Here is a 15,158-nt window from a genome sequence, read left to right as displayed (position 1 = left end):
GTCAAAACCGCGCAAACAGGCCGGACACATGACTGCTTCTGACAAATGCACAAATCTGATCAAAAATGTCTTGCTATGCAGGAGCCATCCACACAGGCATTCGCCCCGCGATGGGTCTCCGGTAGACCCGGAAACCGGTCTGGGGCTTCGAAATGATCCCATGTGCCTGGATGAAGGGTTGTCTGGTAGACCGATTTTTTGGTCGCGAGCGGTAACAGCCCTGCGTGGCGGGTTCTTTGCCAGTGGCGGCGTGCACGTGCCTGGTGGTCAGGCGCCACTCGTAGGCGCGTCTGCCGGACCAACGGCAGGGATCGTCCAGTGCGATGAAGCCCTTTTCCTGCAATTCAGAAAACGCGCATCGGGCAGTGCTTTTCGATATGCCCAGCGCGGAAACGGCTGCGTTCATCGACAGGCGCACAGTGCCATTGTTACCGTCATTGTGGCGGCCATGAAGTCCCGGCCAGACTTTGACTGCGGCCCCATCTGCGGCTCGGAAGGTCAAAATCTTCGCCGCAAATCCATCGCCTGGCGCAGCCGGTTTTCGGCCAACGCGTCGGCAGCATCGCGAGGTAACGTGCCGTGATCGCGAACTTGGGAAAGAACCTCCCGGGTGTTTTGGCGTATCTTCTCGGTGATTGTCGCCACCGCTTGAGATTCCGTTCCGCCTTGGTACTCGACCGAGGCGCAGATCACGCCTCCGGCATTGGCGATGAAATCCGGTATCACCAGCACATTCTTTGCATGAAGAGTTTGCTCGGCCGCTTTCGTGGCGGGAATGTTGGCGCCCTCGATAATAAGTCGGGCATTGATATCCCCGGCGTTGGTCTCGTCGATGATGTCCGGGCGCGCAGCCGGGATAAGGATGTCGCATCGCGCGACAATCACAGCGTCCCTATCCGCGCGCTCGGCGCCGGGATAGTCGGTGACGGAATATCCGTCAGCCTTCAACTCCTCGAGGCGCGACAGGTCGAAACCATCCGCCAGCATTGCGGTCCCGCCGGAATCGGCGACGGCGACGATGCAAGCGCCTTTCTCAGCAAGGTGCCGGGCTGCGTGCCTACCGACCGCGCCGAAACCCTGGATTGCAATCCGAGCCCCATCCAGCGCAATGCCGACGAATGGTTCCGCCACCTCGGCCGCGACGGCAATCCCAAGGCCGGTGGCCCCGATCTCATCCAGCGGAATGCCGCCAATCACGCGCGGCAGGCCGACCGAACGACCGATTTCGTCGCGGACCCATGCCATACAGACCTCGTTGGTGCCCATGTCCGGGCCGGGGATGTAATCGGTTAGTTGTGCGATGGCCCGCGCGAAGGCGCGGATCAGGCGTTCTTTTTCTGCCAAAGGCGCACGGGGATCCGCGAATATGACCGCCTTTCCGCCGCCATGCGACAAGCCCGCAGCCGCGTTCTTGCGGCTCATCGCCCGGGCCAGCCGGGCGCACTCTTCTAGCGTGACGTCCGGAGCCATCCGGACACCGCCAATCGACGGTCCAAGGGCGGTGTTGTCAAGCACCACGATGGCGCGCAACCCCACGCTAGCATTACTGATATGTACCACCTTTTCCGGGCCAAGTTCGTCAATCATCTCGAATATGTCTGTCATCTTTCTACTTGTCCCGTTTCACCCGGTCTTTCCAGATCTTCACGCAGGGCCGCCAGAAACCTTGCCGCCTCGCCCCCTGTCACCACCCTGTGATCGAAGGTCAGCGACAACGGCAGAACCCGGCGCACCACCAGCCCGCCATCCGCTACGCCGCATTGCTGAAAAATTCGACCGGCCCCCAAGATTGCAACCTGCGGCGGCGTAACCACCAGAGCGGCGAAAACACCACCAATGGAACCGAAATTCGAAAGGCTGATCGTGGCACGTTGCATGTCTACAGGGCTAATCGTCCGGTCCCTCACCGCGCGCTTGGCCTGCTCAAGCTGCGCTTGGAGATCGGGGCTGGACTGCACGCCGTGCAGCACCGGCGTGAACAGCCCATCGGCGGTGTCCATGGCCAACGCAAGATCGATTTGGTCGTGCAGCTGCCGTAGGCGGCCATCAAACCAGGCATTCAGCGCCGGCTCTACAAGGCAGGCCGAGACAATCGCATGGATCAGGCGCAGCGTCGGTTTTTCAGTGTCGGGCCAGGATGAAATGTCGACGGTATCGGTGACCGTCGCAGGCACGACGACAGCATGTGATTTCGTCATAGCTCGGGCCATTGTGCGTCGCGCGCCGCGCAGCTCTTCGCCTGACGTCGTCGCCCCGGCCACCTCGATGTCACGTGTCACGATCGTACCGCCCGGGCCGGTTGCCGTGATGTCCGAAAGGGCGATGCCCTTTGCCTTTGCCAGTCGCCTGGCTGCCGGCGTTGCCTTGCTTGTGTCGCGCCCAACCGGGCGAGGTATGGCAGCCGGGGTTGGTTTGGCGAGATCATCAAGCTGGCCGACGATCGCTCCGGCGTCCGATGCTTTGCCGGTGTCTATATCGATCAGGGCACCACCTACTTTCACGATGTCCCCTTCTGCCTTGATAAGCCGGACAATCGTACCAGCATACGGTGCCGGAATTTCAACAACGGCCTTGTCGGTTTCCACCGAGACCAGAGGCTGCCCGGCGACCGCATGGTCACCTTCGGAGACATGCCACGTGACGATTTCGGCGTCCAGCAAACCCTCGCCAAGGTCGGGGAGCCTAAAAACTGTCATTCAAACTCCATCACGTTGTGGACCGCCCGCAAGATGCGGACAGCCGAGGGCATGTAGTGGTCTTCCAGCCGGGGATAGGGCATCACCGTGTCGTACCCGGCGACCCGATAGATCGGGGCAAGCAGGCTGGTCAGGCAGTGCTCCGCCAAATCAGCCGATATCTCCGCGCCCAGCCCCGCAGTCAGAGGGGCCTCGTGGATGATGACGCAGCGCCCGGTTTTTTCGACCGAGGTGCGGACCGTCTCCCGATCGATCGGTTTAAGCGACGACAGATCGATCAGTTCCGCCTCTATCCCCTCGCTGGCAAGCATGTCCGTTGCCGCGCGGGTTTCCATCAGCATCGCGCCCCAACTGACCAGCGTCACATCCCCGCCTTCGCGTTCCAGGACGGCCTCACCAATCGGAAGCGCCAAGCCATCATCGCTAACCGGTTCCGAGAGCGCCCGGTAAAGCCGCTTGGGTTCCAGAAACACGACAGGATCGGGATTGCGAATTGCGGCCAGAAGCAGGCCGTATGCGCGTGCCGGAGTGCTCGGAATGACCACCCTCAGCCCCGGTATATGCGCCAGCATCGCCTCCATGCTTTCGGAATGGTGTTCCGGCGCCTTGATGCCGCCGCCATAGGGCGCTCGCAAGACCATCGGACAGCTCAGTCGACCTCGCGTGCGGTTGCGCAGGCGCGCGGCATGGTTGGCAAGCTGGTCGATGGCGGGATAGAGAAAACCCATGAACTGGATCTCGGCCACCGGTTTCAGCCCATGTGCGGCAGCCCCGACGGCCATGCCGGCGATGACCGTTTCGCTGAGCGGCGTGTCACGCACCCGGGCGGCACCGAAGCGCTGGATCAGCCCGTCGGTCGCGCGGAAGACGCCACCGTCGATACCGACATCCTCGCCGAAAAGCACGACATCGGCATCGTCCTGTAACGCGCGGCCCAGAGCCGTCCGGATGGCCTCTATCATCGTCATGTCAGTCATCGCCGAACTCCTCGGCCTGAGCAGAGATTTCCCTGGGCGGCGAGGCGTAGAGATGAGCAAACATGGCACCGGGCGATTCCGCCTCGGTCGCAAGATAGGCCTCTGCCGCCGCATCAATCTCGTCACCACATGACCGCAACAGCGCCTCTTCGTTCTCCTTGCTCCAACCATGTGCTTCGACCAGATGGTTACGAAGACGGGTCAGAGGCTCTCGTTTCCAATGCAAGCTGACCTCGGCTTCGTCGCGATAGCGGCTGGCATCGTCGGCGGTCGTATGGTCGCCGAGGCGGTAACTGAGGCACTCGATCAGTGTCCCTCCTTTCCCGGCCCGAGCGCGGGACAGGGCGCGGGTGGTGGCCTCGCGCACCGCGATCACGTCGTTGCCATCAACCTGTTCACCCGGAATTCCGGCGGCAACGGCCTTGTCAGCGAGCCGTCGCGCGCGGGTTTGTTCTTTGCGCGGGACCGAAATCGCCCATTCGTTGTTGTTGATGACGAAAACGGCAGGTAGCTGCCATGTGCCCACAACATTCAGCGATTCATAGAAATCACCCTTGGACGTGGCCCCGTCACCGCCAACCGCAACAGCGACCCCCCTCTCGCCTTTCTGCTGCATCGCCAGCGCCACGCCAGCGGCATGGGGAAACTGCGAGGCGACAGGGATACAGACCGGGAAGTCCTGCCTTGGCCCGGCGAAGTCATTGCCGCGCTCGTCGCCCCCCCAATAGAGAAACAGCTCCTCCAGCGTCACACCGCGCCAGAGCTGTCCTCCGTGTTCGCGGAACGAGGGCAGGAACACGTCAGCATCCTGCATTGCGCCGACGACGCCGACGCTGATGGCTTCCTGTCCCAGGCTCGAGGCGTATGTGCCCAACCGTCCTGTACGCTGCAGCGAAATCGCTTTTGTGTCAAAACTGCGGGTCCGTACCATCGCGGCATAAAGGGCCTTCAGGGTCTCGCCATCACTGGCAAAGTCCGGAAGGTCACGCAAGCGGCGGCCATCGGCATCAAGGAAAGCAAGCGGATCAGACATCGTTCGAAGCCTCTGCCAGTTCCTTGGCCATCATTTCCCGCATCACGAATTTCTGTACCTTGCCGGTGATCGTCATCGGAAACCCGGTGACGAACCTGACGTAGCGCGGGATTTTGAAATGCGCGATTTTCCCTTTGCAGAAGTCTCGGATTTCCTCTGCCGTCACCGTATGTCCATCTTGCAGCTTTATCCAAGCGCATACCTCTTCGCCATATTTCTCATCAGGCGCCCCGATAACCTCGACCTGTTCGACAGCAGGGTGCTTGTACAGGAGGTCTTCTATCTCGCGTGGAAAGATGTTCTCGCCTCCACGGATCAGCATGTCCTTACTGCGCCCGACGATCTGGAAAAACCCTTCGTCGTCGACCACTGCGATATCCCCGCTGGCGATCCAGCGCGCCTCGTCGATGGCCTTTGCCGTCTTTTCGGGATCGCTCCAATATTTCGGCATTACACAATATCCGCGGGTCAGTAATTCGCCCGGGGTACCGCGCGGGGTGATCAGGCCGTCGCCATCGACAATTTTGATCTCGGTATGAGGCAGCGCGCGACCGACCGTTTCAATCATCCGATGCAGCGGGTCATCAACAGCTGTCTGAGTACTGACCGGACCAGTTTCGGTCATGCCATAAGCGATGGTGATCTGCGACATGTGCATTTCTTCCATGATGCGCGTCATTAGCTCTGCCGGGCATGGCGCGCCGGCGATGATCCCGGTGCGCAGGCAGGACAGGTCACGATCAGCAAATCCTGGAGAATCCAGCGCGGCTATAAACATGGTGGGAACGCCGTGAAACACACTGCACCTTTCCGCTTCGGTCACCTCCATGGCCGCAGTGGCATCGAATCCAGCCGAGGCGAAGACCATCGCGGCCCCGTGTGCGACACAGCACAGTGTCCCCAGCACCATTCCAAAGCAATGGTACATTGGAACCGGAATGCACATACGATCGGCATCGCTCAGACGCATTTGCAGGCCGGTGAAATAGGCGTTGTTGACAATGTTATGGTGCGTCAGACTCGCGGCTTTGGGCCGCCCCGTCGTACCCGAGGTGAACTGGATGTTGATCGGGTCGTCGAATTGAAGCCGGGACGCCAGCTCGTCCACTTTATTGCGCGAAACCGCATCGCCCCTTTCCATCACATCGCCATAGCGCAGTGCGCCGGGCACAGGATCATCTCCAAGCGAAATCAGCCAGCGCAGGCTCGGAATGTTTTTTGATTTGAGATCACCTGGCACCGAACCAGCCATCTCAGGTGCAAGCTCCGATAGCATCGCCACATAGTCGCTCGACTTGAAGCTTGGAACAAAGACCAGCGCGCTGACCTCGACCTGCCGTAGCGCGTATTCGAGCTCGGACAGCCGGTAGGCGGGATTTATGTTAACCAATATCAGCCCGGCCTTGGCGGTGGCAAATTGCAGCACGACCCATTCCACCATGTTGGGGGCCCAAACGCCGATACGCTCGCCCCGCGTCAGCCCAAGCGCGATCAAGCCAGCCGCAAGGCAATCTACTTGTGTGTCCAGTTCACGATAACTCCAGCGAACATCCTGATAGGGAACAATCAGCGCCTCGCTATAGGGAAAAGACGCTGCGGTTTGCTTGAGCAGGTTTCCCACCGTCAAGCCGCGCAAGGGGATGTCGGATACCCCGTGCTCGTAGCTGACGAGAACCGATTTTTCGCCTTTCTTGGCCGACATGTCTTGCTCCTTCGTAGGGGCAAAGCAACACGTTTACCGTGCGATGTCGTGCTGAATGCAGCGAAACAGAACGATGTTCAGCCTCACTGTCCTTGCAGAGACTGGTTCGAGTTCGTCTGACAGCACCTTCCCACGCAACCTTCGCGAAAGTTTACCCGACATATTCATTAGAGCTAAAAAACAAATTGCAATTGCGAAATGTCAAATTCGATAATTACCAACCTTGGCTGCATTGGCAGAAGACGATTATCCATTGGGGAAATCACGAGCGGTTCACAGACGTGGTCTCTGGTCGTGAATGGCATGCAGGAGCGTATCGGTGCATCTACTGCGCCCCTAAGCGGCGCGAGCCAGCTACAAACATTAAGTTGCAAAACCCGGTCATGGAATATCCCCACTGAAGTGGTCCACCTTTTGGGATAGAATGATCCCGTTTTCTGGAGAACGACGAGATGGCTGGCAAGCGAGAGACGCCCGAGGATATCGTGCTGAAGCTGCGACAAGTTGAAGTGCTACAAGGGCAAGGACGATTGACGGCGGAAGCCGTTCGGCAAATCGGTGCAACGATTCAGACCTATTATCGATGGCGCAAAGAGTATTGTGGGATGAGCCGCGATCAACTCAAGCGGCTGAAAGAGCTGAAGGCCGAGAATACCCGGCTCAGGCGGGCCGTGTCGGATCTGAGGCTGGACAAGATGATCCTGGCCTAGGCTGCGCGGGGAAACTTCTAAGCCCTTCCCGCCGTCGACAGTGCATTGATCATGTGCGGCAAACCCTCTGCGTATCTGAGCGCCGGGTTTGCCGCACATTAGGGCAGCATCGCTCGACGCAGCGCAAGGTGCCCTGTCCCGCGACGTGAAGGACGCCAACCGCGCCGAGCACATGCGCACGCTGGATAGGCAGCTCTTGGGCCTCTTCATATCCCGCGCTGCTGCGTCTGGCGTGACGGCGGATGAATTCTCCGACTTCATGGAAAATCACGTCAATGCGCTGCAGCGAGCGTCAGAAGAGCATCCCGTGCCGCTCAATGAGCGGATTGACAAAGCGGCGGCGCTGTATCGGTGGACTTGAAGGGCGGAGATCGGCGTCAGCGTGCACGATGGCCGCCGATTTGCCGCCCAGCTCCAGCATGCAAGGCACCACGTTTTGCGCCGCCGCCGTCGCGATGGCAATGCCCGTGGGCACCGAGCCGGTGAACACGATCTGGTTCACATCCGCGTGGCCCGCCAGAGCCGCACCCGCGTCGCGTCCCAGCCAGCAGAGAACGTTGACCGCGCCGGGTGGGAACCCCGCTGCCTCGGCCGCGCGGGCCTGATTGCCGTAATACTCAAAATAAAGCGCCGCGCCCTCGACCTCGATATGGCTTTCCCAAAGTGGCTTGCCCTGTTCGAGCGTCAGGGTGCGGGCGATTTCATCCTTGTGCTCGATTAGGTATCGCCCCATGGCCTGCACCATGCGGCCCCGTTCGATGGGGCGCATGGCCGTCAATGCGTCTGACAAATGAACCCTGCGTGCCGCCTGAACGGCGCGGTCCACGTCGGCGGCATCGGCGAGGGCGTGTTCGGCGAGCTTTTCGCCCGTTGCGGGGTCGGTCACGTCGATCCGGCCTCCACCGCCCTCAATTCATGCGCCGTTGATATAGTTCTGCCAGTAGGGTTTCACGTCAGCCATCGACCGCCTCCCGCATCCAGCGTTGCAGATGCATGACCGAATGTTCCGAATTCACCCCGCAGGCGGGATCGACGACCAGCGGTCCGGGCACGTAACCACGCGATTTCAAACCGCGCTGCACACTTTCGACAAGGTGGATGTCTTCCTCGACAGTCGTCGCGCGGTCCTGCTGGGCCATGCGGCGGACGGTTTCGTTGTCGTAGCCGCCGACCGAATACCACCCGCGCCAGACGACCACGTGATCGGCATCGACAGCACGCCAATGGTAGGTGTTCAGGAGGTTGCCGGGATAGACCTGGAACGAGAACATCGGCCAGAGAAACCACGACGAATATTTGTCGTTGTTGGCAAACCCGCTGTCGATGTCATAGGTCATCTGGCTGAGGTCATTGCAGTCCGTCGTGTGGCGCAGGCAGTAGCCTTGGGACTGGATGTCATAAGTTTCGGGCCGGATCACACCGGTGGCGAAGGTCGGGTGGTTCAGGGTGCAATGGTAGCACTCCGAATAATTCTCGACCGAGACCTTCCAGTTGCAGTTCTCGGGGATCTCCACCCATTCCAGCGGCTTCAGATCCGCCCAGTTGGGCACGAACTCTTCCAGTTCGGCGCGCGCGTTCGGAAACCACGTGTCCATCGGATCGGCGTTTGGGTCTAGGTTGACGAAGACGAAGCCGAGAAAGACTTCGGTCCGCACTTCGGTCAGGCAAATTTCCGATGCGTCAAAGCCGGGCACGGATTTGGCGTTGGGCGCCGCGCGCAGCTTGCCGGTCAGCTCATAGGTCCACGCGTGATAGGGGCAGACCACGACACGCGTGCTGCCTTCCCCGCTGACAAGTTGATGCGCACGGTGCTGGCAGACATTGTAGAAGGTGCGGATTTCGCCATCCCGCCCCTTGATCGAAAAAAGGCTTTCGTCGCCCAGATCGAAGGCCACGTAATCGCCGGGGCTCTCCATCTGGCTGGCGTGGCAGGCAAATTGCCACGTTCGGGCCAGCAAACCGGTCTTTTCAACCTCGAAGATTTGCGGATCGGTGTAATAACGCGCGCCCAGCGACCGAACGGGACCTGTCTCATCTTTCATTCCGGCTCCTCCACATAAATGCCAAGTTGATGGCGGCGGTTATGGAATTTCTCGACCCGCTCCACGATCTCATCGCTGGCCACGGCGATCACGAAACTCAGCACGGTTTCGAGCAACGCGATGGTCGATACGGACGAGGGGAAGAACTGCGGGGTATCAACCGCAACGACAAAGCCGTGGTCCGCAGCGCGGATGATCGGGCTGGCGGGGCTGTCGCTCAGGCCGATGATGGTCAGGCCCTGTTCGCGGGCCACATTAATGGCAGCCACTACTTCGCTGCGGTACGGGCGCATGGACATGGCAATCAGCACGTCACGCTTGTCCGCCCAGGCCAAATCATCCGTTGGCGTCGAGCCAGGGCGCGGGATCGCATGGAACTGAACCATGCCGGTGGAGGCGAGATAGGTGAAGTTGCGCGCGTTCGCGTTGTTCACGCCGACCCCCAGCGTAAAGACCTGCCGGCTGGCCCAGATCGCTTCGGCAGAAGCTTTCAGCGCCTCGGCGTCGATCCCGCCAAAGGTCTCTTCGAGGTTGCGGATCGCCCCTTCGACCATATCGGCATAGAGCCCGCCCAGATCGTTCGACTTGCGAATATCCTGCAGCCAGCGCGCCCGATCCGGAAAGCTGACGGATCCTTTGCGGATCGCCTCGCGGAAGGGGGCCCTGAAATCTTCGTAGCCCTCGAACCCCACCTGACGCGCCATGCGCACGAAGGTATTTGGCTTTACGTTTGCAGCCTCGGCAATCTCGCGCACCGTCGAAACGCCCACGTCATTGGGGTTTTCCAACACATAGCGCGCCGCCTTCTGCGCTTCGGGTGTCAGGGCGTCCCACTCTTCGGTCAGGCGCTCCAGAACTTGGTTTGATACATTTGTGCCATTCATGATTGACAATGGTACACACGTCCACTTAGCCTGTCCACAAGTTTTGCGACTCTCGAACAAAGGAAGCGACCATGTCGGAAAAGCAGTTTCCCAGCCACGCCCGCGTGGTCATTGTTGGCGGCGGTGTGATGGGGGTCGGGCTGGCCTACCATCTTGCCCATGAGGGCTGGGGGCCGGAGGTGGTCCTGCTGGAAAAGGCCGAGCTGACCTCAGGCAGCACGTGGCACGCCGCTGGGCAGATCACGCATTCCACCTCCAGTTTCAGCCTTGGCAAATGCGTGGACTACAACGTTGGGCTCTATTCCGGTGGCCTGGAGGCCGAAACCGGACAGGCGGTGACATGGCACGGCTGTGGGTCGTTCCGGCTGGCCTATACCGAGGATGAAATGGACTGGCTGCGCCACACGCTGTCGGTCGGGCGCTCACTTGGATTCAACATCGAACTGGTCGGGCCGGATCGCGTGGCAGAACTGCATCCGTTCTACAACCTCGACGGGGTTTTGGGCGCGCTGCATACGCCGGATGATGGCCATGTGGATCCGACGAACGTTACCATGGCGATGGCCGCCGGGGCGCGGGCCAAGGGCGCACGGATCATCCGCCGCTGCCGCGCCACGAACATCACGCAGGCTGCAAACGGTGACTGGGTGGTCGAGACCGATCAGGGCACGATCACCTGCGAACACGTGGTCAACGCGGGCGGCACCTATGCGCGCCAAATGGGCGAATGGTCCGGGCTGCAATTGCCCATGACCTCCATGACCCACCACTATTTCGTCACCGACGAAGTGCCCGAATTCCGTGATCTGGAACGCGAATTGCCGGTGATCCGCGATGACCGCAAGGTTTCGGGCTATATCCGGATGGAGCAGAAAAAGGGCTTGATCGGCATTTACGAGAAGGCCAATCCCAACACCGTCTGGGAGGATCACTGCCCATGGGAGGCCGAGAACGAATTGTTTGCGGCGGATTACGACCGCGTCATGCCATGGCTGGAGGAATCGCTCAACCGGATGCCGATTTTCGCGGAACTGGGCATTAGCCGCGACGTGCATGGTGCAATCTCGCATCCGCCCGACGGCAATCCCCTGATCGGCCCCGCACCCGGCGTGCAAAACTACTGGTGTTGCTGCGGCACGCAGATCGGCATCGGCTGGGGGCCGGGCTTGACGCGGGAACTAGCACGCTGGATGGTGCATGGCGCGGCGGATATCTCCATGCGCGACTATGATCCGCGGCGGTTTGGCAGCTATGCCACCAAGGACTGGCAGGTGGTAAAGGCCAAGGAAGATTACTGCCTGCGCCACGAAATCCCGTTCCCGCATTTCAACCGTTTGGCCGGGCGGCCGATCAAGCCTTCGCCGCTTTATGACACTCTGAAGGCCAAGGGCGCAGTGTTTGAAGAGGTCTACGGATTTGAGCGCCCGCGCTGGTTTGCCCGCAATGGCGTGGCGCAGCACGATCACTATTCTTTCCGTCGCACAGCGGTGGACGACATGGTCGCAGCAGAGGTCAAGGCCGTGCGCGAACGGGTCGGCATCATGGATGTGACAGCCTTCACCAAGGTGCTGGTTGAGGGGCCGGATGCCTATGCGCTACTGGATCGGCTGACAGCGAACCGGATGCCACAGAAGGTGGGCTCGATCACGCTGACGCATATGCTCAACCGCCGAGGGCGGATCAAGCTGGAAACGACGATCGTGCGAATGGCCGACGACAAATTCTACCTCGTCTGCGCCGCCTTCTTCGAACAGCGCCTGCGGGATCACCTCGCGGCCCAACAGAGAGACGAGAACGTGACCATCACTGCCCTGTCCGATAGCTGGGGCGCGCTGTCTCTCAACGGGCCAATGTCACGCGAAGTGCTGACCGCCTGCACCGATGCGCGGCTGGATAATGCATCCTTCCGCTGGCTCTCGGCGCAGGAGATCGCTGTCGCTGGACACAAGGTCTGGGCCTTCCGCATGTCCTATGCGGGCGAGTTGGGCTGGGAACTGCACATGCCATTCGCTGCGATGCAGGACGTCTATGCCGCCCTGTGGCAAGCGGGCGAGGCGCATGGCATCGCCGACTATGGCAGCTTTGCCATGAATGTGATGCGGATGGAGAAAGGTTTCAAAGGCGCAGGTGAGTTGACCAACGAGGTGACGCTGGCCGAGGCCGATGTGCTGCGCTTTGCGCGTACGGTCAAGGACTATCTGGGCCGTGACAAGACCCTGAACACAGACTTGCCATGGGTCTGCGCCTATCTGGAGGTTGAGCCCGACGGAGAAATTGACGGTCACGGCGGTGAGGCCGTGACGCTGGACGGCGCGGTTGTCGGCTCCACGGCGTCTGTGGTCTACGGCCATACGGTCGGCAAGATTCTTGCCTTCGCCTACATCAAACCCCATGCAGCGAAGCCCGGCACCGCGTTGGAGGTGACCATCCACGGCAAACCCCGCGCCGCACGAGTGCTTGGTGAGGCGGCCTACGATCCGCAAAGCCTTTTGCCGCGCGCAGATACCGTTAGGGTGCCCGCCGAATGAACCGGATCGCCCCTCCTGCACTGTCGGCTGTCGCCATCGGACAGCGCATCACGCGGCTGCGGCTCTGGCACGTGCCGCTGACAAGCCACACGGCCTATTACATGGCCGATGGCAAGACCTGCGATACGGTCGAAACGGTTATCATTGCGGTCGACACTGATGCCGGGCTGACGGGATGGGGCGAGGTCTGCCCGATCCCCCATTACCTGCCTGCCTATGCCCGTGGTGTCGCACCTGCCTTGCAGGAACTCGCGCAGGTGATCCTTGGGGGCGATCCAATTGGCGCAGAGGCGCTGATGGCCAGGGCCGATGTCTTTCTGCCCGGACATGTCTATGCGAAATCCGCGCTGGACATCGCCCTTTGGGACATCACAGGGCAATCCGCAGGGTTGCCGATCCATGCACTGATGGGGGGGCGGCGGCAGGACACCCTGCCGCTTTATCATTCTATTACATGCGTTGAACCCGATGAGATGGCCCGCATCGCGCGCGACGCGCAAGCACAGGGCATCACCCAGTTTCAGGCCAAACTGGGCGCGTCAGGCGACTGGCAGACCGATGTCGAACGGCTGGCAACGGTGCGCGAGGCAGTCGGCAGCGGTCCACTGGTCTATGGCGACTGGAACTGCGGCGCGACCACGCTGGATGCGATCCGCGTGGGGCGCAGTGCGGCGTATCTCGATGTGATGCTGGAGGCACCCTGTGCCACGCTGGAGGATTGCGCGCGGGTGCAATCCGCCACGGGCCTGCCCATGAAGATGGACGAGCTGGCCCATGACACAGGCTCCCTCTTGGCGGCGCACCGGCTGGGCGTAATGGACGCGGTGGCGTTGAAGCTGTCGAAATTCGGTGGGCTTTCGGCCACGCGCCGGGCGCGCGATCTGTGCCTGCACCTCGGTGCCAAAATGTGCATTGAATGCACCTGGGGCAGCGATATCGTGACCGCCGCAGCCCTGCATCTGGGCGCGGCAAGCCCGCCGACGCGTTTGCTCAATGTCTGCGATCTGTCGGGCTATGTCAGCCCGCGCCTCGCACCGGACGCGCCAACACGCGCCGTTGGCCGTATCGCTCCGCCCGATGGCCCCGGTCTGGGCATCACTATCGACGAAGACCGCCTCGGCACACCCGACCTGATACTGGATTGACGCCATGAACCGCATTCACACCCAAACCGAATGGATCGCCCGTGCCCGCAAGGTGCTGCCCGCCGCTGGCTTTGGCAATTTCGACGCCTCTATCGTGATCGCGCGGGGCGAAGGAAGCCACGTCTGGGACGAGGATGGCAACGAATACGTTGACTACCTGATCGGTTCCGGCCCGATGCTGCTGGGCCATGGCCACCCGGAAGTCATGGAGGCCGTGCTGGAACAACTGCCCAAAGGGATGACCTTTTTCGCGAATAACGCCAAGGGCATCGAACTGGCCGAGGCGATTGTTGATGCAGTGCCGTGCTGCGAACAGGTCCGTTTCGTCACATCGGGCGGTGAAGCGGATATGTATGCCATCCGCCTTGCCCGCGCCTATACTGGCAAGCCGAAGATCCTGAAATTCGAAGGCGGCTATCACGGCATGAGTGCCGAGGCACAAATGAGCCTCGCGCCCTCGAAGCACGTTAATTTCCCCACGCCCGTGCCCGACAGCGCGGGCATCCCGCAGGGTGTGGCCGACGACATGTTGATCGCGCCCTTCAACGATCTGGAGGCGGTCGCCTCCCTTCTGAATGAACACGAGGACATTGCCGCCATCATCGCAGAGCCCTTGCAGCGGATCATCCCCGCACAGCCCGGCTTCCTGCAAGGCCTCCGCAATTTGTGCGACAAGCACGGCGTATTGCTGATCTTCGACGAGATCGTTACCGGCTTCCGCCTCGCCTATGGCGGTGCGCAGGAACGGTATGGCGTGACGCCCGATATCTGCACATTGGGCAAGATTATCGGCGGCGGCTTTCCTTTGGCCGCCCTTGGGGCCAGCGCCGAGATTATGGCACATTTCGACAAGGCGGTTGTCGGGGCCGACAAGTGGCTGATGCAGCTCGGCACGCTCTCTGGCAATCCGGTGGCTTCGGCAGCAGGCCTCAAAACGATGGAAGTCCTCCGCCGTGAAGGTCAATATGAGCGCCTGCGCGGCCTGGGCCAGACATTGATGGATTTTCAATCCACTGCCCTGACCGCGCAGGGGATCGCACATCGCATCTGCGGTGACCCGACCCTGTTCGACATCTACTTCACCGATGCCGATCCGGTTGACTATCGCACTGCCAAACATAGCGATCCGAAAATCAACGAGGTCTGGAACACCACATTGCGTGCCAATAGCGTCTTCAAATCTCCCGGGAAACTTTATCCATCGCTGGACTTGACGCTTGACGACTTGGAATTGACCAAGTCAGCGTTTCAGCGCGGGGCAAAGGCTGTGTCGAAATATCAAACAAGGGCCATGTGATCTGCATTCGCGCTACTTGCTTGGACCACAATGAACGACCACTTTGCGGGTGTGGTTTCAACGGGTGGTCGGAACACTTTAATCTTTTGAAGAAGATGGAGTGTTTATCATGAAGTATCGCAAGCGGACGTTTTATACGAACAA

General features: G+C 60.6%; 11 protein-coding genes and 1 pseudogene. 4 read left to right on the top strand and 8 right to left on the bottom strand.

The annotated features are described in order from the left end of the window. Positions 1-498: 498 nt before the first annotated feature. The 5 genes from BUB78_RS19140 to BUB78_RS19120 are packed head-to-tail and all read right to left on the bottom strand — an operon-like array spanning position 499 to position 6,408. A complete protein-coding gene (locus BUB78_RS19140; protein ID WP_073200915.1) occupies positions 499-1,605 on the bottom strand; it encodes a Glu/Leu/Phe/Val family dehydrogenase in 1,107 nt (368 codons plus the stop codon). Then, the gene (locus BUB78_RS19135) at positions 1,602-2,696 is read right to left on the bottom strand and encodes a dihydrolipoamide acetyltransferase family protein (RefSeq protein ID WP_073200913.1); all 1,095 of its coding nucleotides are present in this window, start codon (positions 2,694-2,696) and stop codon (positions 1,602-1,604) included. The genes BUB78_RS19140 and BUB78_RS19135 overlap by 4 nt, the downstream gene beginning before the upstream one ends. Then, positions 2,693-3,673: an alpha-ketoacid dehydrogenase subunit beta gene (locus BUB78_RS19130; protein ID WP_073200911.1), complete on the bottom strand. Its 981-nt coding sequence runs from the start codon at positions 3,671-3,673 to the stop codon at positions 2,693-2,695. Before BUB78_RS19130 ends, BUB78_RS19135 begins: the two co-directional genes overlap by 4 nt. Beyond that, positions 3,666-4,706 (bottom strand): pyruvate dehydrogenase (acetyl-transferring) E1 component subunit alpha, encoded by a 1,041-nt coding sequence (pdhA, locus tag BUB78_RS19125; RefSeq protein WP_073200909.1) that lies wholly within the window; start codon positions 4,704-4,706, stop codon positions 3,666-3,668. Before pdhA ends, BUB78_RS19130 begins: the two co-directional genes overlap by 8 nt. Next, the gene (locus BUB78_RS19120) at positions 4,699-6,408 is read right to left on the bottom strand and encodes an AMP-binding protein (protein WP_073200907.1); all 1,710 of its coding nucleotides are present in this window, start codon (positions 6,406-6,408) and stop codon (positions 4,699-4,701) included. The genes pdhA and BUB78_RS19120 overlap by 8 nt, the downstream gene beginning before the upstream one ends. A 452-nt stretch (positions 6,409-6,860) precedes the next feature. On the opposite strand from BUB78_RS19120, the pseudogene BUB78_RS19115 reads away from it, so the two are divergent. Next, a pseudogene (locus BUB78_RS19115) lies at positions 6,861-7,252 on the top strand (transposase); the annotation flags it as partial. A gap of 158 nt (positions 7,253-7,410) precedes the next feature. On the opposite strand, the gene BUB78_RS19110 reads toward BUB78_RS19115, so the two are convergent. The 3 genes from BUB78_RS19110 to BUB78_RS19100 all read right to left on the bottom strand — a co-directional run bounded on the left by BUB78_RS19110 (position 7,411) and on the right by BUB78_RS19100 (position 10,044). After that, complete coding sequence (locus BUB78_RS19110) at positions 7,411-8,010, bottom strand: aldehyde dehydrogenase family protein (protein ID WP_342742350.1); 600 nt, start codon at positions 8,008-8,010, stop codon at positions 7,411-7,413. A 61-nt stretch (positions 8,011-8,071) separates the two neighbouring features. Continuing rightward, positions 8,072-9,160, bottom strand: coding sequence for an aromatic ring-hydroxylating oxygenase subunit alpha (locus BUB78_RS19105; RefSeq protein ID WP_073200901.1), 1,089 nt, complete (start codon positions 9,158-9,160; stop codon positions 8,072-8,074). Beyond that, complete coding sequence (locus BUB78_RS19100) at positions 9,157-10,044, bottom strand: MurR/RpiR family transcriptional regulator (protein ID WP_073200899.1); 888 nt, start codon at positions 10,042-10,044, stop codon at positions 9,157-9,159. Before BUB78_RS19100 ends, BUB78_RS19105 begins: the two co-directional genes overlap by 4 nt. A gap of 71 nt (positions 10,045-10,115) precedes the next feature. Between BUB78_RS19100 and BUB78_RS19095 the strand changes: the two genes are divergently transcribed. The 3 genes from BUB78_RS19095 to BUB78_RS19085 are packed head-to-tail and all read left to right on the top strand — an operon-like array spanning position 10,116 to position 15,014. Then, positions 10,116-12,572, top strand: a complete 2,457-nt coding sequence (locus tag BUB78_RS19095) for an FAD-dependent oxidoreductase (RefSeq protein ID WP_073200897.1) — start codon at positions 10,116-10,118, stop codon at positions 12,570-12,572. Then, a complete protein-coding gene (locus tag BUB78_RS19090; protein WP_073200895.1) occupies positions 12,569-13,717 on the top strand; it encodes a mandelate racemase/muconate lactonizing enzyme family protein in 1,149 nt (382 codons plus the stop codon). Before BUB78_RS19095 ends, BUB78_RS19090 begins: the two co-directional genes overlap by 4 nt. Before the next feature lie 4 nt (positions 13,718-13,721). After that, entirely contained in the window at positions 13,722-15,014 is a 1,293-nt protein-coding gene (locus BUB78_RS19085; RefSeq protein WP_073200893.1) for an aspartate aminotransferase family protein, read from the top strand. Positions 15,015-15,158: the final 144 nt, after the last annotated feature.

Source organism: Roseovarius marisflavi (genome assembly GCF_900142625.1).
Classification (GTDB): Bacteria; Pseudomonadota; Alphaproteobacteria; order Rhodobacterales; family Rhodobacteraceae; genus Roseovarius; species Roseovarius marisflavi.
This window is presented reverse-complemented; position numbering and strand designations above follow the sequence as displayed.